We start from the raw sequence: 19260 nt of genomic DNA on the forward strand, positions 1-19260 counted from the left end.
CTGTTCACCGGCGCTCGCTCGCTCGCGCAACGCTGTCGTCTTGGGCCGTGGCCACTTCATCGGAACCGGCTGAAGACGGCCGGTCGAGGCGGTAGTCGCCGAGGGCCGCCTCATGCGTCATCGCCCAGTAGTCGACCATCCGCCAGGGCGTCGTGGCTACGACGCGCCCATCTGCGTTCCGATACCAGTTCGACATTCCGGGGTGGGTCCACACCAGATCTTGATGCCGCTCGTCGACCTTGGCGATGTAGCTCTCAAGCACCCCTGGGTCGACGTCGCCGACCGCGTAGCCGTTGCTGCGCAACTGGTCAAGCAGGCTGACGATGTAGCGGGCCTGGCACTCGGCATGGAAGATAGCGCTACCACCGTGAGCCAGAGAAGTGTTCGGCCCACCCATGACAAAGAAGTTCGGCATGTCAGGAATCGTGAGACCGAGATAGGCCCGGGCATCGTCTTCGTCCCAGATCTCGCGTAGGTTGCGACGACCGATCGCCTCGACCGGCCACACGTACCGTCGGGCATAGAACCCGGTCGCCAAGATGATCACGTCGACGGCGAACTCGGTTCCGTCCTCGGTCACGATGCCGGTCCGAGTGATGCGCTCTATCGGGTCGGTCACGAGTTCGACGTGATCGAGCCGTAGTGTCTTGAACCAGTCGTTGTCGACGAGCATCCGCTTGCCGAACGGGGGGTATGTCGGAAGCGTCTTGGCGATCAGGTCGTCGCGCCCCTCGAGTTCGCTCAGAAGATACTCCGTGAAGAAACGACGGTGGCGGTCGTTGGCCGGGCTGACCGAACGATCGGCATGGTCCCATCCGTCGACCTTGAACAGCGACTGGAGCAGGCTGTCGCCGTACCGCCAGAAGCGCACGAAGCGATACCAGTTGGCGTAGCGCGGCACGTTCGCCAGCAGCCACAGTTTCTCGTCGCTGACGTTGCGGTGATAATCGGGGTTGGGAGCAACCCATTGTGGTGAGCGCTGAAAGACCGCGAAGTGGTCGGCCTCGGCTGCAACCGTCCTGGCGGCTTGGATCGCACTCGCTCCGACACCGACCATGGCGACGCGTTTCGACGAGAGGTCGACTTCGTGGCGCCACTGCGACGTGTGGAACACCGGTCCGGTGAAGTCGTCGAGCCCCTCGATGTCGGGGATCTGAGGCTGGCTCAAGTGACCCGTCGCAGCGATCACGACATCGGAGCGGATGCGGTCGTGCCGCCCGTCGGATCGTCGCAGGGTGGTATCCCACTGCTGGTCGCTCTCGACCCAACGGGTCTCGAGCACCTCGGTGTCGAACTCAATCCGCTCGAGAATGCCGTAGTGCTCGGCGCAGTCTGCGATGTACGACAGGACCTCGGGCTGCTTCGAGAAGTACGACGACCAGGCCAGATTCGGGCGGAACGAGAACGAGTAGAAGTGATTGGGCGTGTCGACGCCAGCATCGGGGTACGTGTTGTCGACCCAGACGCCGCCGACGCTCGAGTTCCGTTCGACGATCGTGAACTCGAACCCGCTCGCCTGCAGGCGAATCGCCGCTGCCAACCCGGAGAAGCCGGCGCCGATAATCAAGACGTCCCGTGGCGGCCCGGGTGGGGGGTCGCCGTCGAGAGTCTTGTCCGGCGTCGAGGGCACGAACCCCATCTCCTCGAGGAACAAGCCCACGTACTCGGGCGGCACCGCCTCGCCGACACATGCGCTCATCATCGAGGCGTACTCGTCGGTCGACGGCTCGAACACGGTCGCTCCCTCGACGAGCTTGTGGAGTTCGGCAGCAGCCGCCGAGCGGACCTCGCGTCGAATCTCGGGGGAGAGTCCGCCGGACTCGTCGGGGAACAGCCGTACGTCGCGCAGTGGACGGTAAGGTTCGGCGATCCACCGCATGTCGCCGGTCAGATGGACGAGCACCATCAGTAGGATCGGGATGTCGGCGTCTTCCAGCGCCCGGTCGATCTGATCCGGGTCGAGCTGGGTGGCGTTCACGTTCCGCTCCCCACCGGCTCCGGAGCCCACGTAACGCTCACCGGAAGATGCGCAAGACCGCGGAACTGGAAGTGATCCCGGCGCTGGATCGGCCCGTCGAGTTCGATCGCGGAGAAGGCGCGCCCGATGTGGCGCAAGGCGCTGCGGATCTCCGAGCGCGCCAGGCCCGCGCCGAGGCAGATGTGTCGCCCCCCGCCGAACGAAAAATGGTCGCCTTCGTTGCGGTCGATGCGCACCACGTCGGGGTTGTCGAATTGGCTGCGGTCGCGATTCGCCGAACCCAGGAGAAGCCAGAACTTGCGGCCCGCCTCGAACCGCTCGCCGTCGGCGAACTCGATCTCGGTGTGCATGCAGCGTGGCTGCGCCTGTACCGGTCCCTCCCAGCGCAACAGCTCCTCAACGGCACTTTCGACGACTTGGGGTTCACTCCGCAGCAGTTCGAGCTGGTCGGGAAACTTGGCGAAGGCGAGGAACCCAGCAGCGATCGTATTCGTCGTGGTCTCGAACCCGGCGGTGATAAGGCCGCGGATCATCGCGCACATCTCGTCGTGGGAGATGTTCTCGGCCTCGTCGTTGGCTTCAACGAGTCTCGTCGTGAGGTCGTCGCGCGGGGACCGGCGACGATCCTCGATCATCGCCGAGATGTAGTCGAAGAAGAACTGCGATGCGCGGTGGCACCGATCGAGCTCATCCGAGGTACTGCCCTCCGGCATGAACACACGCAGCGCGTCGGGCGTCCAGCCGATCAGCTCCGGCCAGTCGTCCTCTGGGATCCCCATGATCTCGCAGATCACCCGCATCGGGATCTTCAGCGCGAAGTCGTGGACCGCGTCGAACCGCTCTCGGCGCACCAGATCATTCACTGCGCCAGCGACGATGGCGTCGATCCGGCCCTGGAGTGCAGCGACAGCACGCGGGCTGAAAGCGGCCGCCGACAGGCGGCGCTGTCGGGCGTGCTGCGGCGGATCGGCCTGCGACATACTGCTGATGAACATCCGGGCTGCCGGTCCGTCACCGAGGATCTCGGGTACGTCGCCGTGAAGCGGACGCTGCATCGCCTGCGGATCCTTGAGCACCCGCCGTACGTCGTCGTAGCGGGCGACGAGGCTGATCGACACGCCGGCGATCTCGACCTCCGCGAACGGATCGTGCTGCCGGAGATACTCGTACACCGGATACGGATCGGTGAGAAACGCCACCGAGCTGGGATCGAACGACCGCAACACCATCACCTCGCTGACGATCGTACCAGGATTCTGCGACACATTCCATATTTTCGGATCCAATTCCATATGTCGGAAATATCTCTGGACGACACCAGTCGGCAGGGGTACCGTGACGTATATCGCAAGCTCAGGGACGACCGCCGTTCCCTGCACGACACCAGGAGGAACACCACCGTGAAGTGCGACGACTACATCGCTCACGATGCCGTCGGTCTGGGCGAGCTCGTCGACGCCGGAGACGTGACCCCGGAGGAGTTGCTTGACGCAGCCCTCGATCGGCTTCGGGCCGTCAACCCGACGGTCAACGCAGTCGTCAGGCTGATGGAGGAAGAGGCGCGGGCACAGCTCGCGACCGTCGACACGTCGACGTCGCCGCTCGCCGGCGTGCCGTACCTACTCAAGGATCTGACGACCTGGTTCGCAGGCGTTCCGACCACCTACGGCAGCGCCTTCTGGCGCAACTTTGTGCCCGAGGTCGATACTGTGGTGGTGTCGCGCTTGCGGTCAGCCGGCTTGGTCATTTTCGGCAAGACCAACACGCCCGAACTGGGCGGATCGCCGACAACCGAACCCCGCCTGTTCGGGCCGTCGCGAAATCCGTGGAACCTCGGCCATTCATCGGGCGGCTCGAGCGGCGGCGCAAGCGCTGCAGTCGCAGCCGGGATGGTCCCAGCCGCGCATGCGTCGGACGGCGGAGGCTCGATCCGAATCCCGGCGTCGTGCTGCGGCCTGTTCGGGCTGAAGCCCTCGCGCGGTCGCAATTCGTCAGGCCCGGTCCTCGGCGAGCAATGGGTGGGCATGAGTGCCGAACACGCCGTGACCCGCACGATACGCGACAGCGCCGCCTTGCTCGACGTGACGTCCGGACCCGCCACGGGTGACCCTTATGCGTGCCCTGCGCCAGAGCGACCGTTCCTTGACGAGGTCGGCCGGGACCCGGGCAGGCTCCGCATTGCCGCCTCGATGCAACGGCCCGACGGTCTCGACGTCCACAGCGAGGCGCAGGCGGCATTCGACTCGACCGTGGCGCTGTGCGCGGAGCTGGGACACGACGTCGTTGAGGTCGGCCCCGACTACGACCTCGCCGAGGTATCCCAGGCGGTTGTGAAGATCATCGCAGTCAACTACGCCAACGCCGTCGCCAAGCGGTCCGAGGTGCTCGGACGAGAACCCTCTAGCGATGAGCTCGAGGTCGTCATCCGGAAGCGGGTCGAGGTCGGGCAGGCGGTGTCGGCAGCCGACTATGTTCGGGCGGTGGAGACGATCCACCTCGCCGGCCGCCAGATCGGAGCGTTCATGGAGGACTACGACGTGATCCTGCGGCCGACGGTGGCTCACCCGCCGCCGCCGCTCGGCTACCTCGATATGAACAGCGACGACCTCGACGAATACCTGCGCCGCGTGTGGTCGTACATCCCGTTCACCGCAGTATTCAACGCCAGCGGTCAGCCAGCGATGTCGGTGCCGCTCCACTGGACGGCCGACGGGTTGCCCGTTGGGAGCCAGTTCGCCGCACGGTACGGCGATGAGGCCACGCTGTTCCGTCTGGCTGGCCAGCTTGAGACCGCTCGCCCCTGGGCGCACCGTCGGCCCGATGAGGCCCCGCTACTCGGCGACGCCGGCTGAACGCCGAACGGTGGCCGCTCGCCACCACAGCGGACCGTTGACCTCCACAACCTGGCCACGAGCATCGCCGGACGGCGACGCAACGACTGGTCAGTTCGGCACCGATGAGTTCCCCGGCGGGCGCGTGCTGCACATGCCATCACGCGCCACCGCCTGCACTCGACGGCGAGCGGGCCACGGCCGACGAGGGCGAGGTGACCGATGACCGGGCTCACGGCTGCACCACCATTTCGCTCGTCCGGGCCGTCGAGCGCGCGATGGTGCTTGCGTGGCTGCGCTGACCGCGAGTTGCCGAGCCGTAGGACGCCAGTCCGGGGTCAGCTACGGCCCCAACGGCTCGCTGTTCCACTCACCGCACAGCTCGAGTCGGGCGAGCGGCAGCCCACCGGCTCCCCACGAACGAGCGCGATCGGCGCCCGTCGAGCGAACGGTTTAGGCGTCCGCCGCTTCGACGCAGATCGTCGCACCCAACTCAGGGTCGGCAAACGGATCTGCGGGGCGGCCAGTGTCGACCCCGGCGAGCCGATCGACGACGAGACACCGGTGTCGTCCGTCGGGCTGCTCGGACGACGGGCGGAGCCGGAGCGTCCGCTCGCCCGGCCAGACCACGTCGATGAAGTCGCCGAGGTCGTCACTCGATGGATCCTGGGGTGTGCCGTCGATGGCGGCCAGGATCTCGCACGCGCGACCGAGGTGCTCGACGTCGTGCTCGAGACGGACGAACCGAGCGGTCTCGGGGGCGGCGTCGGGCCACTCGGGCGGCGCCTCAGTGTTCAGGTCGTTGTCCGATTCGGCGAGTTGGAGCAGCACACCGATCCCTCCGCGACTGTGCACGAAGGCCTCCCTCCACGCCGGGGTGTCAAGGCGCACGGCGACAGGTTCCACACCGATCGAGCCGAGACGCTCCAGGTAGCTCTCGATGCCCTGGAGCCGGAACGTGAGGTGGTGGGGAGCGTTGCCGTGCCGGTCGAGGAACCGGCGCATGAAAGGGTTGCGCTCCGCTTCGAAGGGGTGGATCACCTCGATCTTGAATCCGCTCGGAAACTCCGCCTGGAGCGCGGCGAATCCGACGTTGGTGTCCCATTGCACCCACTCCAGACCGAGCCGGCTGCGCAGTGTGGTGAACGTCGCCGTCGGGTGCTCGACGCCGTAGGCGATGTGGTCGAAGCGTGCGATGCTCATGGCGTGACCTCCGTTGTGTCGGCAGATGGGCGCGAACCCACTGCGGTGGCGGTTCCGGTACTCCCGGCGATCGATGCGACCCTGAGCTCCAGGGCCCGGCGTCGGTGCCGTGCCGGTCGACCCAGTCGGCGACCGAGGACGATGCCCTGCTTCAACCACAGCTGAAGGTCGTACTCCCAGGTGTAACCGATCCCACCGTGGAGTTGGAGCGCCATATCGTTGGCGAACTCAGCCGCCTCACCGACGATCGCCGCGGCGGTGTGGGCAGCCGCGCGGGCTTGCGTTGCGGGTCCCTCGTCGAGGTCGACCGCCGCCGCCCACACCGCTGCCCGAGAGGCCTCGAGTTCGACGTGCGCATCGGCGAGCCGGTGCTTCACCGCCTGGAACGAGGCGATCGGTCGATCGAACTGTCGACGCTCGGCCACATAGTCGAGGGTGCGCTCGACCAGCGCCGCGGCGTTCCCCAACAGCAGCGCTGAGTTGGCAACGAGGATCCGCGGCAACAGATCGTCGGCGGTCGGGCCCACGACCTCCTGCGCTTCGGTCGAGGGCTCGACGACGCAGACGCCGCGCCCGCTGGCCATGCTCTGTTGTGGCCGAACGCGGAATCTGGACGGACGGTCGAGCCGAACCGTCGGTCCGAGGGTGGCGATCATGTCGGCGTCCTGAGCATCGGTCGCCAGCGTGCTGCCCGATGAGAGCGTCGCCGTGGCGACGAGGTCACCTCCGACCACACCGTCGAGGAGCCCCCGTCGATCGTCGGACGTCGCCGCGAGCAACGGAGCGACGACGACGGCGGTCTCCAGCACCGGCGCAGAGAGTGCGCTCCGGCCCACCGACTCGAGGACGAGCGCGAGCTCGACCATACCCAGCCCGAGCCCGCCGTCAGCTTCGGCGACGCCGATACCGAAGACGCCGAGCTCGCCCAACGTCGTCCATGCGGCGCGGTCGAACGAACCGCCGTCGGCGCGGGCACGGACCGACGCGGGTGTTGCGACATCGTCGAGCACCGAGCGAACGGCATCGACGAGCGCCTGCTGCTCATCACCCGGCTCGAGCCACATCACGGCCCTCCTTCGGAAGGCCGAGCCACCGCTCGGCGATGATGTTGCGCTGGACCTCACTGGTGCCGGCGAAGATCTTGGCGGCGCGCGCGTACCAGTACTCGTGGTGCCAGTGTCGCCAGATCGCGTCGAACTCCGCTCCGAATCGGCTCGACAGCTCATCGGAGCCCGGCGACAGCTCACCCAGCTCACCCAACAGCTCGATGCCGAGATCGAAAGTCTCGTGTCGCAGTTCGGTGCGGAACAGCTTGGCCGCGCTCGCTTCGGCAGGATGGGCGATGCCGAGTTCGTCACGCGTCAGCATCCGTCGTGACATCGCCCGGTACGCCTCGGACCGCACGAGGACTCGCGCGATCCGATCGTCGAGATCGCCGTCGGCGAGATCGTCGGCGAGGTGCTCGGCAACGATCTCGCGGAGTCGCACAAGCGCATCGACATCACGCGAACAGCCCACGTGAGCACCGAACGACGACCCCCGCTCCAAGCCGAGCGCGTGCATTGCGACCCGCCAGCCGTCGGCGACGTCGCCGATCACCTGGTCGGTCGGCACCCGAACGCCGCTGAAGAAGACCTCGGCGAACGACGGGTCACCATCGAGCTGCCGCAGTGGACGGATGTCGACCCCCTCGCTCCGCAGATCGATCGCCAGCATCGTGATACCGCGGTGCTTGGGTGCTAACGGGTCGGTACGCACGAGGGCGAAGATCCAGTCACCAAAGCCCGCCAGCGAGGTCCAGATCTTCTGGCCGTCGACCACGAACTCATCGCCGTCCCGGCGGGCGACCGAACGGAGACCGGCCAGGTCGCTGCCAGCGTCGGGTTCGCTGAATCCTTGACACCAGATGTCGTCGCAACGCAGGATCGACGGGAGCCAGCGGCGACACTGTGCCAACGTCCCGAACTCGAGCAAGGCAGGGCCGAGCAGATTCAGCCCCAGCCCGTTGATCCGCTCGGGGGCGCCAGCGCGGAGGTATTCCTCGGTGAAGATCGCCGACTCGCGCACGGTTGCGTCACGACCGCCATACTCCGAGGGCCAATGCACGGCGGCCCACCCAGCCTCGAACAAGCGTCGCTCCCAGTCGCGCCGCAGCTCAAACCCCTCTCGAGTGTGCGCCGGCGGGAGTTCGCCGCTCGGGAGGTTGGACGCCAACCACGCCCTCGCCTTCGATCGAAACCGCTGATGGGCGTCGTCCTCCCGCAACGTCATCCCGACGGATGTCGTGACGGTGTCCGGCCTCGCAACCATGACGCGACCTTCAGTCCCGCTCGAGGTGCACGAGGGCGCCACCCTGCTCGATGCTGTCGTGCACCGCCGTTGTAATCTTGGTCGCCTCCAACCCGTCCCGGCCCGACGGGTATGAGCCGAGTTCATCGATCGCGCCGCCGTTGGTGAGGAACGAGACGTTGAACGCGAAGTCCTGGATCGACTCGATGCCGTACCCGGCGTAGACCGGATTGTTCCACAGGTCGGTGCGCTGGAGGAACAAGCCGAGGTTGGGCGTGAACATCGATGCCCCATCGCTGCGTGACTCGGTACCGACCGCGGCCCCCACCGGCCCCGAGAGGCAACCGCGTGCTCCACGGTCCTGGGAGTCGACGATCATCCAGCCTTCTTTCCCGACGACCTTGACGCCTTGGTTGACCACGGCCTCGTTGGCGTCGGGAAGGTGCCAGGCGACGTCGACGGCGAACGACGCGCCGGAGTCAAAGACCAGCTTCACTTGAACGGCGTCGTAGGTGTCGATGCCAATCGACACCAGTTTGCCCGTACTCGCCGACGCCGAGACGGCCGTCACGTCACTGCGGACCAACCAGCGGATGAGGTCGAACACGTGGACACCCAGGAACCAGGCCGGATCGCTCGAGGAGACCCACGCCGGCAACCAATCGCGCGGTACCTCGATCCGGTCCTCCATCCACGAATACCCGTACTGCACATCGCCGAGCTGACCGTTGCGGATCCGCTGCTCGAGATCGACGTGGTACGGGTCCTTGCGCTTCATGAAGTCGACCTGGAGGAGACACCCGTTGTCGTCGGCGGAGCGGATCATCTGCCGACATCCGTCGACGGTGACATCCATCGGCTTTTCCACCAGTACGTGGATCCCGCGCTCCAAGCACGTCACTGCGATGTCGCGGTGGAGGTGGTCCGGGGTCGCGATCGTGACGCCGTCGGGTTGGACCTCGTCGAGCATCGCCTCCAGGTCGGAATAGGTGGCCATCCCGAACTCGACCGCACGCTGTTCGAGAATGTCGGTGTCGAGATCGACCAGAGCCGCCAGTTCACCGTGCCCGTCCCGGGCGAACTGGGACAGGGCTCGGAGATGCATGTGACCCCATGTGCGACCTCCGACGACTGCGAGCTTGGGTTGTGACATGAGGAACCCCCGGGGTGTCTTGCTGCGAATGATTTGACAGTCATATAGTGGCAGTCGATCTCATATTTTGCAAGAAGGCCCGCGGGCCGAGAAGGGGGCCTGGTGACGTCGACCTCGACGATCAAAATCGAGACAGACCGGCGGCAGAATCTGATAGGTGGTCAGTGGCAGCCCCCCGCCAACCGGAGATACATCGACGTCGAAGACCCGTATCACGAGCGGCCGATCGGCCTCGTGCCCGCAAGTACGGCCGACGACGTCGACGACGCACTCGCCGCTGCGACCGCTGCGATGCCGTCGTGGTCTGCCATGTCCGGTCCAGAGCGCGCCGATCATCTCGATGCGGTCCGCGGCGCACTGAGCGCGCGCGTCGAAGACTTCGCGACCTGCTGGGCCCGCGAGGTTGGCATCCCGCTCACCGTCGCGCGTGCGGCGACGAGCGGGTTGCCGGTCGCCGTACTCGAGAGTGCCGCGGCGCTGGCGCGGACCATGCCATGGGACGAGCAGTTGGCGCACAGCACGCTCGTTCGACGGCCGGTCGGTGTGGTCGGAGTCATCACACCGTGGAACTATCCGCTGTCGCAGATCGTCATCAAGTCAACTGCGGCACTCGCCGCCGGCTGCACCGTGATAGCGAAGCCGAGCGAGGTCGCCCCGCTGTGCGCGTTCGGATTCGCCGACCTCACCGTCGAAGCCGGCTTGCCACCAGGGGTGTTCAACCTCGTCAGCGGTGACGGCCTCCAAGCCGGCTCCCCACTTGCGGCCGACCGTCGCATCGGGGCCGTCTCGTTCACCGGGTCGACGGCGACAGGTGCACACGTGATGGCGGCAGCAGCGACCAACATCACCCGTGTTTGTCTCGAGCTCGGCGGCAAGTCAGCGAGCCTCGTTCTCGACGATGGGGTGCTCGAGGCCGCCGTTGAGTCGACGGTTGCGAGCTGCATGCGCAACAGCGGCCAGACGTGCACGTCCCTGACCCGGCTTATCGTCAAGCGGTCGTTCGCGGGCGAAGCGACATCGCTCGCCGCCGAACTAGCGGACGCCTACGTGCTCGGTGATCCACTCGACCCAGCCACGACGCTCGGGCCGATCATCAGCGCTAACCAACTCGACCGTGTGCGCGGCTACATCTGGGCCGGGGTTCGGTCGGGCGCGACGCTGGTCACGGGCGGCGCCGACGCACCTCCCGGTCCCGACCACGGCTACTTCGTGAAGCCGACGGTCTTCGGCGACGTCGATCCGGCGAGCCCGATCGCACAGGAAGAGATCTTCGGTCCGGTCCTGAGCATCATCGTGGTCGACGACGACGACGAGGCCGTCCGGGTTGCCAATGCAGTCGACTACGGGCTCGCCGGTGCCGTGTGGGGATCCGACGCCGACCGGGCGATGGAGATCGCCCGCCGCCTCGACACCGGTTCGGTCTCGATTAACGGGGGGACGTTCAACCCAGAGGCACCATACGGCGGGCTGAAGCGGTCCGGCATCGGATACGAGCTCGGCCGATTCGGGATCGAGGAGTTCCTCACCACGCGCGTCCTCAACCCGAGCTGACGAGTCTCGACTCGACGGGCGTCGTCGCTGCAGGACGTCGATCAGCGTCCGACCGGGAGGCGCCCCACGACCGGACCGACCATGGCGACGAAGTCGCCTGGGCGCACCATGATCGGCGTCGTCCGAGCCATCAGCAACACCACGTCCTGGTCGTCGCTCTCGCCGCCGCTGTGGAACGACTCGAGTGGCTCACCGGTTGCGACATCGAGGATCGCACACAGCTCGCCGGGTGCGACCGATTGGCCGACGGCGTCGACGGCGGTATTGCGATCGACCAGTACCCCGTGTGTGGAGGCACGGAACAGCTGCTTCTGTTCGATCAGCGGTACGGTGGAGGGGCCGGTCGGGCCACCCGGTAGCTGACCGCGGTACCGCAACACGTTAAGGACACCCTCCACCCCGATCGATGTCGACCCCAAGGGTCCTCCGCCGAACTCGGGCAACAGGAACCCGAAGCCCAATTCGTCGGCGAGCAACCCGAGCTGGCCAGGAGCGGTGTGGCCCGACACGACCGGCAGGTAGCCGAACGATGCTGCGAGCGCACGGTCACCGTAGTCGTAGGTGTAGGCCAGTGACATCGTCGGCGATCCCGAGTGAAGGTCGACGACGCAACGGGCACCGTCGACGACCTCGTCGAGCAGTGTCGCCGCGAGCTGGTCGGTCGCGAAGCCTTTCCGATCGCCCGGGAACTGGCGGGTCAGCACCTTGCCGTCGGGGTTCTCTCGCGTCGCATGCTCGAGTGCGAGTGGGTTCGCTGCGGGAACCAGGACGACCTCACCGACGAGCCCGTCGTGCGCGCCGATCCGGCGGTCGAGTTCCTGGACCGCAAGGCTGCCGAGCGGCTTGTCGCCGAGTGATCCACCGAACACCACCGTCCGGTCACCCGGGCGGTCACCGCGATGCTCGACGACGCGGATCCTCCAGGCGGTGCCGTCGACCCGTCGTCCGACATGGATCCAGTGCTCGGTCCGCCCCGCCGCCATCACACCGGCCTATCGGTCCGCGCCAGCGAGACCCAACGCGTCGACGTACTGTTCCATGTAGGCGAACCACGCGTCGCCTGCAGGGAAGCGGGGCGAACACACGACCTCGGAGATCACGCCCATCGACCGGCACTCCTCGATGAACTGTCGATCGGCGTCCCACGACTCCTCGTCCCGCCCCTCGTTGCGTCGGCCCACGACGACGTTCATGTCGGCGAGCGACCGTTCGGTGCCGTCGAGACATCGATCGAGTTCGTCGAGGCAGATCTCGATGTCGCGGATCTCGAGGTTGTAGAGGATGAGCCCGTCCCCCTTCTCCGCCGCCCGTCGGATACCGCGGCGCGACTGTCCACCCACCAGGATCGGGGGATGCGGCTGCTGAAGGGGTTTGGGGTGGGCGCGCAGCGGTCCGAAGTCGGCGAACTCGCCGTGGAACTCCGACGGATCGTCGACCCAGAGCGCTCGCATCGCGTCGATGTACTCGTCGACGCGTGCACCTCTGCGTTCGAAGGGCACGCCGAGGCTCTCGTACTCCTGCTGTGACCATCCGACACCAACACCGAGATTGACGCGGCCGTCGGTGACCTGATCGAGGGTCGCCACCTGGCGCGCGAACACGACCGGGTTGCGCTGGCCGAGGATGACGATGTAGGTCCCGACCCGCATCCTCTCGCTGTGTTGTGCGATCATCGCGGCCAGTACCACACCGTCCATGAAACCGCGGACGCCTTCGTTGCCCGCTTCGGGACGAGTTCGCGTCACCGCCTGTCTGCCCGGTGTCCCGTAAGGGTACTCCGAGGTGTACTCGTCGAAGAGCACCACGTGCTCGGGGAGCCAGACCGAGTCGAAGCCGTTGGCGTCGAGGAACCGCGTGGTCTCGCGTACGAAGTCGGATCGACGGCCGACTTCACCGGAGTAGACCTCGCTGTATCCGATGCGCATGTCGATCGGGCGCGACGAGGAGCGCCAACGGCCCTCGGGCTCGACGTCGTCCATCCAGGGCAGGTGACCTTCGGACATCTCGATGACCTCCTTCTCGGGGCGAGCGTAGTTCAGATTCCGGATTGCGGCAAGCAACACCACATGTTAGAAAAGGTCGATGAGGCCCGGTCGGGAAACGCGGGCAATCGATCCGTCGAAGGGGACGCCACGGACCGGGGGGACCGTGCTCGCCGAACAGCTCGTGTCCGAGGGCACGGAGGTCGTGTTCGGTGTGCCCGGGGCCCAACTCGACCACGCCGTCGACGGTCTCGCCCGTCTCGGCGACACGATCAGGTTCGTCCACACACGCCACGAACAAGGTGCCGGCTATATGGCCGATGGTTACGCCAGGACGACCGGCCGACCCGGTGTGATGATGGTCGTCCCCGGTCCGGGCCTGCTCAACGCTTCCGCTGCGCTCGCTACGGCCTGGGCGTGCTCGTCACCCGTCGTGGCGCTCGTCGGGGCGATCCCGACGTGGGCACGCGACCGTCACGCCGGCGTGCTCCACGAACTCGGCGACCAGAGCGCCATCGTTCGAGAACTGGCCGGCTGGCACCGTATGGTCGACACGGCCGATTCGATCCCCGCCGCGATCGCCGACGCGTTCGCGGCGGCCCGTTCAGGTCGCCCACGTCCCGCCGCGGTCGAGATCCCTGCCGACGTGCTCGCCCACCCAACCTCGGCGGCAACCGTCGCGCCGCTTCCGACCCACCACCCTGCGCCTTCGCCCAACGACGTCGCCGCAACAGCGGCCCTTCTCAACCGAGCCACGTTCCCGGTGATCGTCGCCGGCAGCGGTGTCACGGCTGCGGACGCCGGTGAAGCGCTGATCCGGCTCGCCGAACGCATCGATGCACCCGTCATCCTCACGACCAACGGCAAGGCGGCGACCGCCCACGACCATCCCCTCGTCGTGCCGCAGCCCGTCGGGCGCGACCTCCTACCGCAGGCGGACGTCGTCCTCGCCGTCGGGACCCGCCTCGCGAACGCGGTCGGCCGCCCGGTCGTGGTCGCACCAGAAGCCGACCTGGTGCTGGTCAACGCCGACGAGGTCGATCTCGGCGGCTGGCGCCGACCGACCGTCGCACTGCATGCCGACGCCGGGCTGGCCCTCTCGGCAATCGTCGACGCGGTCACTGACGGCACGGTCACAGGCACGGGCCGCCGTGATTCGGTCTCTGCGATCACCGAGGCCCGCACGATCTACGAACGCCAGATCGACTCGATCCGACCGCTCGCCGAGTTCGTCGACGCGATCGGATCGGCGATGCCCAGCGACGGCATCGTCGTGGCGGACCTTACCCAGGTCGGCTACCTCGCCAACGCGATCATGCCCGTTGCCACCCCGCGGAGCTACCTGACCTCAGGGTGGCAAGGCACCCTCGGCTTCTCGTACCCGACGGCGCTCGGCGCCAAGGTCGCCCATCCCGATCGGGCCGTCGTCGCCATCATCGGCGACGGCGGCATGGGATTCACCATGAGCGAGATGGCGACCGCTGCGCGGCACGGCATCGCGACCATCGCGGTGTGCTTCCGAGATGATGCGTTCGGCAACGTCCGTCGCACCCAGCGCGAGGTGTTCGACGAACGCTATCTCGGCACCGATCTCAAGAACCCCGACTTCGTCGCCGTCGCCTCGGCCCACGGCCTGCGGGCGAGGCGGGCCGCGTCGGCTGCCGGACTCGAGTTGGAGCTCCGTCTCGCTCTCGAACACGGAGCGCCAGCCCTGATCGAGGTGGCCATCGGTGAGGTGCCATCCCCCTGGCATCTCTTCGCCGAAAAGCCGTGAGGGACCGAGCGCCGTCCGGCAGTGGGGCCTGTGACGTCACCCACCGTCGGTCGGCGGAACGCGATACCGTTCGACCAGCTGAGCCTTGCGGATCTTGCCGTTCGGTTCTCGTGGAAGCCGGTCGACGAACTCGATCCGCTTCGGCAGCTTGTGCCGAGCCAGCCGACCACCGCAGTGGGCTCGGAGTTCGGCGGCCGTGTCGACGCTGGCCGTCCATCCGGGACGTAGTTCGACGATCGCCACCACCACCTCGCCCCACTCGTCGTCGGGCAACCCGACGACGGTGGCGTCGGCTAACCCCGGGTAGGAGAACAGTGCATCTTCGACCTCGGCGGGATAGACGTTGACGCCTCCCGTAATGACCAGATCGCTCGCCCGACCGCTCAGAAACAGGTAGCCGTCGTCGTCGACGTAGCCGAGATCGCCAGCGGTGATCAGGCCACCGATGCGCGACCGGGAGGTCTTTTCCGGGTCGCCGTGGTACTCGAACAGCTGCCCGACCGGCTTCAGGAACACCCGTCCCACCTCACCGCTCGGCACGGACGATCCGTCGTCGTCGAGGATGTGCACCTCGGCACCCGGATACGGTCGACCAACCGTTCCGGGCCGCTCGAGCCACTCCTCGGCGGTGACGAAGGTTCCACCGCCTTCGCTGGCGCCGTAGTACTCGCAAACGACGGGTCCCAACCATTCGATCATCCGCTGCTTCACGACCGGCGGACACGGTGCCGCCCCGTGCAGGAGTGTCCGCACCGACGTCAGATCGCGGACCCGGCGCTCGGGGTCGTCAACCGCGAGCAGCCGGTGGAACATCGTCGGGACCATGTGCGCTGAGGTGACCCGATACTCCTCGATCGTCCGGAGGACGTCCGAGGGCTCGAACCGGTCACGGATCACGATCCGCTGACCGTCGTGGAGCGCGGAAGTGGCGAGATTGACGATCGCTGTGTGATACAGGGGCGACACCACGAGGTGCACACCGTCGTCGTGCTGCATCCGCAGGGTGGCCAAGCTCGCCGTGCTCGAGACGCCCCAGTACTCGTCGGGGCCGACGGCCGGGAGCGGCCGACGAACGCCCTTCGGGTACCCGGTGGTGCCGGAGGTATAGGGCATGATCTGGCCGCACCGCCGGTCGAACGACACCGGGAGATCAGTGGACCCGACGAACTCGTCGATGGTCGCGACGGCACCGCTGGACGACACGCCCGCTGTACGGCCCGATGCCCCCAAGACGACGGTGAGGAGACCGGGGATCTCAGTAAGACGTGGGGCCCGCTCGACAACGGCCGGTTCCGCGAACAGGAACCTGGCTGCACAGTTGCCTAGAACATAGTCGAGTTCGTCGAACGTCGACCGGTTGCTGACCGGCACGTAGTAGGCGCCGAGCTGCGTCACGGCCAAGATCACGCCGAAGGTGTCCGGGTGACTGGCCGCGGCGACAGCGACCGCGTCGCCCGGCTGTACGCCCAGATCGACGAGTCGCTGCGAGATCGAATCGCATCGATCGAGAAGCTCGCCGGCCGTCCAGGCCGTCCCGTCGGGAACGATTAACGCCGTGCGGTGCGGATCGGACCGAGCCCGTTCCCAGAAGCTCGGTGTGTGGTCGTGGTGATGGTTCATCTGTCCAGTCGACGATCGGCGGCCGAGATCGCCGCCAGGGTCGCAACCCGGGTCCGGGAGTGAGCGTCGTCGCTCGGTCCCGAACCCGGGCCGCAGTGGATGGGGGTCGGATGGTCAGTCAGTGATCAGTTGTCGATCACTCGTCCAACCAGGTCTGCCGCAGGAACATGCGACGGCCGTGCGGCGGGTCGACGTAGTTCTCCACGTTGTCCTGCCAGGCACGGATCCGGTTGGGCATCGCGAGGGTGTTGTGAAGGATGGCGTTGTCCTCGACGTAGCTCTCGACTTCCTCCCAGGCCCCCAGTCGGTCGGCGGGATCGGTCATGCCGTTCTGGACGTCGAGCAACTCCTCCAGCTGGGGAGCCGGGCAGCGGATGAGGGCGTTCTCCTCACGCAACCAGCGATCCTGGGCAGCTGGGTCGGGCTTGCCCGGCAGCGGGGTGTTCCATGCGTCCCACTCGCCTTCGATCATCTGGCCGCGCTCCATTGCGAACACGTTCACCGTGATACCCGCCGGTGCCGCCGTTTCGCGGATCAGCTCGATCATCTGCCGGTTGAGCTCGAAGGCTCCCGTGTTGAGGAAGCCCATCTCGATCTCGATGCCGTCGGGATAGCCGGCCTCTTCCAACAAGGCCTGCGCACGCGCGATGTCGACACCGAAGAACGGCAGATCGGAGCCATCGCCCTGGTAGCCGTACTCGCCAGCGATCGGCGGAGCGAAGCGAGTCGGCGTCGCGATCCCGGGCTCGAACAGAACGTCCATGATCAGCTGCTCGTCGATCGACAGGAACAGCGCCTGGCGGACCCTGACGTCATCGAGCGGGGGCCGGGTGCAGTTCATGAAGATGACCTGCGTCTGGGCCGGCGCGATGCTGCTCACCACGACATCATCGAGGGCCTGCAGGTCGGGAAGCGTCGGCGGGTCGATCTCGGTGAGGTCGAGCTCGCCGGTCCGCAGCCCGGCGAGACGCGTCGCGTTGTCGGTGATGGTCGGGATGAGCACCTCATCGAGGTACGGGAGCCCCTCAATCCAGTACTCATCGTGGCGTTCCAGCTCGATCAACTCGTTGGGCACGAAGGTGCGGAGCTTGAACGCCCCGGTGCCATTGGCCACCAACGCCAAGTTGTCGGCGTTGGCCTCCTGGAACGCCTGGTTACGGATCCCAGTCGTTTCGGGTGACGCCATGTGATAGAGGAACGGGGCGTACGGCTCGGACAGCTCGAAACGCACCGTCTGGTCGTCGACCGCCTCGACCGACACGAGCGGTGCCAGCCGCTGCTTGGCCGGACCGGCGAAATCCTCCGCCGTGATCGACTCGAAGGTATACACCACGTCGTCGACCGTCATCGGCGTGCCGTCGTGGAAGACGACACCCTCCCTGATGGTGAACAGGTACTCGGTCTCGCTGACCTGCTCGAAGCTCTCGGCGAGATGCGGCACGAACTCGATCTCCGGTGTGACCTCAAGCAACGATTCGTAGATGCCGTCGAGCACGATCTCGTGCTGGAGTGCCGTTGCACTGGCGAAGTCGAGGGTGTCGGTCAGGTACGGATGCCCGATCGTGAGCGTTCCGCCGTAGCGGTCGTCCTCGGACGAGCCGTCATCGGACGAACCATTGCCACTGGCGGCGTCGGACGAGCCGCCGGCGCCGTCGTCGGACGAGGCGTCGTCGGACGCAACCGGTTCGGCGCCGGATTCGTCGTCGTCACCGCCGCACGCGGCGACGATGAGGCTGGTAGCGGCAAGGAGAGCGAAGACTCTCCGGAAGCGGGGACGTCGCAACGGCCCCGAGACATTGGATACTGACACGAGATTTTCCTTTCGTCGTGACGTCGCCGGACGACGTCGAGTTCTTTGGTGTTGTGTAGTTCGATGGTCGGATGGATCGGATGCTGTTCACGGCTCATCTAGGGTCAAGGCGGCCCCCCCTTCGCTCTGCCATCAGCGGATACGTGCGTTCATCGGTCTTGCAGCAACCACTTGTCGAGACCTTGACCGAGCAGCATGAAAGACGACACGGCGAGCAAGATGACCGTGCCCGGAGCGAACACCGGCATCGGAGCCATCTCCATGCGTGCCCGGCCCTCGGTCACCATGAAGCCCAATGAGGGCGTCGGCGGCTGCAGACCGAGCCCGAGGAACGACAAGGCGGCCTCGATGAGCAAGACGTAGGCAGCGGTCACCGATGCCTGGACGATCACGGTCGCTCGGATGTTGGGCACCATGTGGCGCACCAGGATCTTCCACAGCCCCAGTCCCGACAGTCGCGCCGAGTTGACGAAGTCTCGCGACCTCACCTGGAGCGTGCTCGCCCGGACGACGCGGATCGTCTGGGGGAGGTAGGCGCCGACGAGGATGATGGTCAGTGGGAGCAGGCCCGGCCCGAGCGCCGCCACCAGCGCCACGGCGATCAGGAGTGCCGGGATTGCGAGGAGCACGTCGACCAGCCGCATGCCGATCCAGTCGACGGAACCGCCGACGTAGCCGATCAGGGTCCCGATCGCGACCCCGATCACCGTGGTCGCGATCGTGGCGAAGAACGCCACCGCGAGCGAGTAGCGCATTCCAAACATCACCCGCGCGAGCACGTCGCGGCCGAGTGTGTCGGTTCCGAGCGGATAGTCCCACGACGGCGACACGAGTGTGTCGCGCGAGATCGCCTGTGGGTTGACGCCGTAGAGCATCGCTCCGACGGTCGACAGCAGGACGAGGAAGAGCAGCAGGCACACCCCACCCTTGAGCTCCCACGGACTCTGCGACCACGCTCGCGCCATCCGGCGGAGCCGGCCGGGCGTGGCTGACGACTGATCGGCCACAGCTGCCGCGTCATCCGTCGCCGCTCGTTCGGAATCGACGTGATCTTGGAGACTCATCGACA

General features: G+C 66.7%; 15 protein-coding genes. 4 read left to right on the forward strand and 11 right to left on the reverse strand.

Annotation, left to right across the window (positions count from 1 at the left end; translation table 11 throughout):
- Positions 1-4: 4 nt before the first annotated feature.
- Together ACE37B_RS19880 and ACE37B_RS19885 are read right to left on the reverse strand one after the other, a co-directional pair.
- The gene (locus tag ACE37B_RS19880; RefSeq protein WP_409925079.1) at positions 5-1978 is read right to left on the reverse strand and encodes a flavin-containing monooxygenase; all 1974 of its coding nucleotides are present in this window, start codon (positions 1976-1978) and stop codon (positions 5-7) included.
- Entirely contained in the window at positions 1975-3243 is a 1269-nt protein-coding gene (locus ACE37B_RS19885) for a cytochrome P450 (RefSeq protein WP_409925080.1), read from the reverse strand. Before ACE37B_RS19885 ends, ACE37B_RS19880 begins: the two co-directional genes overlap by 4 nt.
- 135 nt (positions 3244-3378) lie before the next feature.
- Here ACE37B_RS19885 and ACE37B_RS19890 point away from each other — a divergent pair, with 135 nt between their 5' ends.
- Positions 3379-4830, forward strand: a complete 1452-nt coding sequence (locus tag ACE37B_RS19890) for an amidase (RefSeq protein WP_409925081.1) — start codon at positions 3379-3381, stop codon at positions 4828-4830.
- A 104-nt stretch (positions 4831-4934) separates the two neighbouring features.
- Complete coding sequence (locus ACE37B_RS19895) at positions 4935-5111, forward strand: hypothetical protein (protein ID WP_409925082.1); 177 nt, start codon at positions 4935-4937, stop codon at positions 5109-5111.
- A gap of 151 nt (positions 5112-5262) precedes the next feature.
- On the opposite strand, the gene ACE37B_RS19900 is transcribed toward ACE37B_RS19895, so the two are convergent.
- From ACE37B_RS19900 to ACE37B_RS19915, 4 genes are read right to left on the reverse strand one after another with little or no spacing between them, the layout of a single operon-like run.
- A complete protein-coding gene (locus ACE37B_RS19900) occupies positions 5263-6012 on the reverse strand; it encodes a VOC family protein (RefSeq protein WP_409925083.1) in 750 nt (249 codons plus the stop codon).
- On the reverse strand, positions 6009-7076 hold the full coding sequence (locus ACE37B_RS19905) for an acyl-CoA dehydrogenase family protein (protein WP_409925251.1): 1068 nt from the start codon (positions 7074-7076) through the stop codon (positions 6009-6011). Before ACE37B_RS19905 ends, ACE37B_RS19900 begins: the two co-directional genes overlap by 4 nt.
- Positions 7057-8322, reverse strand: a complete 1266-nt coding sequence (locus ACE37B_RS19910) for an acyl-CoA dehydrogenase family protein (RefSeq protein ID WP_409925084.1) — start codon at positions 8320-8322, stop codon at positions 7057-7059. Before ACE37B_RS19910 ends, ACE37B_RS19905 begins: the two co-directional genes overlap by 20 nt.
- A gap of 10 nt (positions 8323-8332) precedes the next feature.
- On the reverse strand, positions 8333-9454 hold the full coding sequence (locus tag ACE37B_RS19915) for a Gfo/Idh/MocA family protein (RefSeq protein ID WP_409925085.1): 1122 nt from the start codon (positions 9452-9454) through the stop codon (positions 8333-8335).
- A gap of 102 nt (positions 9455-9556) precedes the next feature.
- On the opposite strand from ACE37B_RS19915, the gene ACE37B_RS19920 reads away from it, so the two are divergent.
- Complete coding sequence (locus ACE37B_RS19920; RefSeq protein WP_409925086.1) at positions 9557-11005, forward strand: aldehyde dehydrogenase family protein; 1449 nt, start codon at positions 9557-9559, stop codon at positions 11003-11005.
- 41 nt (positions 11006-11046) lie between these two features.
- Here ACE37B_RS19920 and ACE37B_RS19925 read toward each other — a convergent pair whose 3' ends face one another.
- Positions 11047-11988, reverse strand: coding sequence for a succinylglutamate desuccinylase/aspartoacylase family protein (locus ACE37B_RS19925; protein ID WP_409925087.1), 942 nt, complete (start codon positions 11986-11988; stop codon positions 11047-11049).
- Positions 11989-11997: 9 nt separating this feature from the next.
- A complete protein-coding gene (locus ACE37B_RS19930; protein ID WP_409925088.1) occupies positions 11998-13065 on the reverse strand; it encodes a TIGR03619 family F420-dependent LLM class oxidoreductase in 1068 nt (355 codons plus the stop codon).
- Between the two features lie 22 nt (positions 13066-13087).
- On the opposite strand from ACE37B_RS19930, the gene ACE37B_RS19935 reads away from it, so the two are divergent.
- Positions 13088-14761 carry a thiamine pyrophosphate-dependent enzyme gene (locus ACE37B_RS19935; protein WP_409925089.1) on the forward strand — a complete coding sequence of 558 codons (1674 nt, stop codon included), beginning with the start codon at positions 13088-13090 and terminating at the stop codon, positions 14759-14761.
- 36 nt (positions 14762-14797) lie between these two features.
- Here the strand turns inward: ACE37B_RS19935 and ACE37B_RS19940 are convergent, their stop codons facing one another.
- The 3 genes from ACE37B_RS19940 to ACE37B_RS19950 form a co-directional block, all read right to left on the reverse strand.
- Positions 14798-16381 carry an AMP-binding protein gene (locus tag ACE37B_RS19940; RefSeq protein ID WP_409925090.1) on the reverse strand — a complete coding sequence of 528 codons (1584 nt, stop codon included), beginning with the start codon at positions 16379-16381 and terminating at the stop codon, positions 14798-14800.
- Positions 16382-16517: 136 nt separating this feature from the next.
- Positions 16518-18164: an ABC transporter substrate-binding protein gene (locus ACE37B_RS19945; RefSeq protein ID WP_409925091.1), complete on the reverse strand. Its 1647-nt coding sequence runs from the start codon at positions 18162-18164 to the stop codon at positions 16518-16520.
- A 176-nt stretch (positions 18165-18340) separates the two neighbouring features.
- Complete coding sequence (locus ACE37B_RS19950) at positions 18341-19255, reverse strand: ABC transporter permease (protein WP_409925092.1); 915 nt, start codon at positions 19253-19255, stop codon at positions 18341-18343.
- Between the last annotated feature and the right edge of the window lie 5 nt (positions 19256-19260).

The organism is Ilumatobacter sp. (genome assembly GCF_046290335.1).
In the GTDB taxonomy this organism is placed as follows: domain Bacteria; phylum Actinomycetota; class Acidimicrobiia; order Acidimicrobiales; family Ilumatobacteraceae; genus Ilumatobacter_A.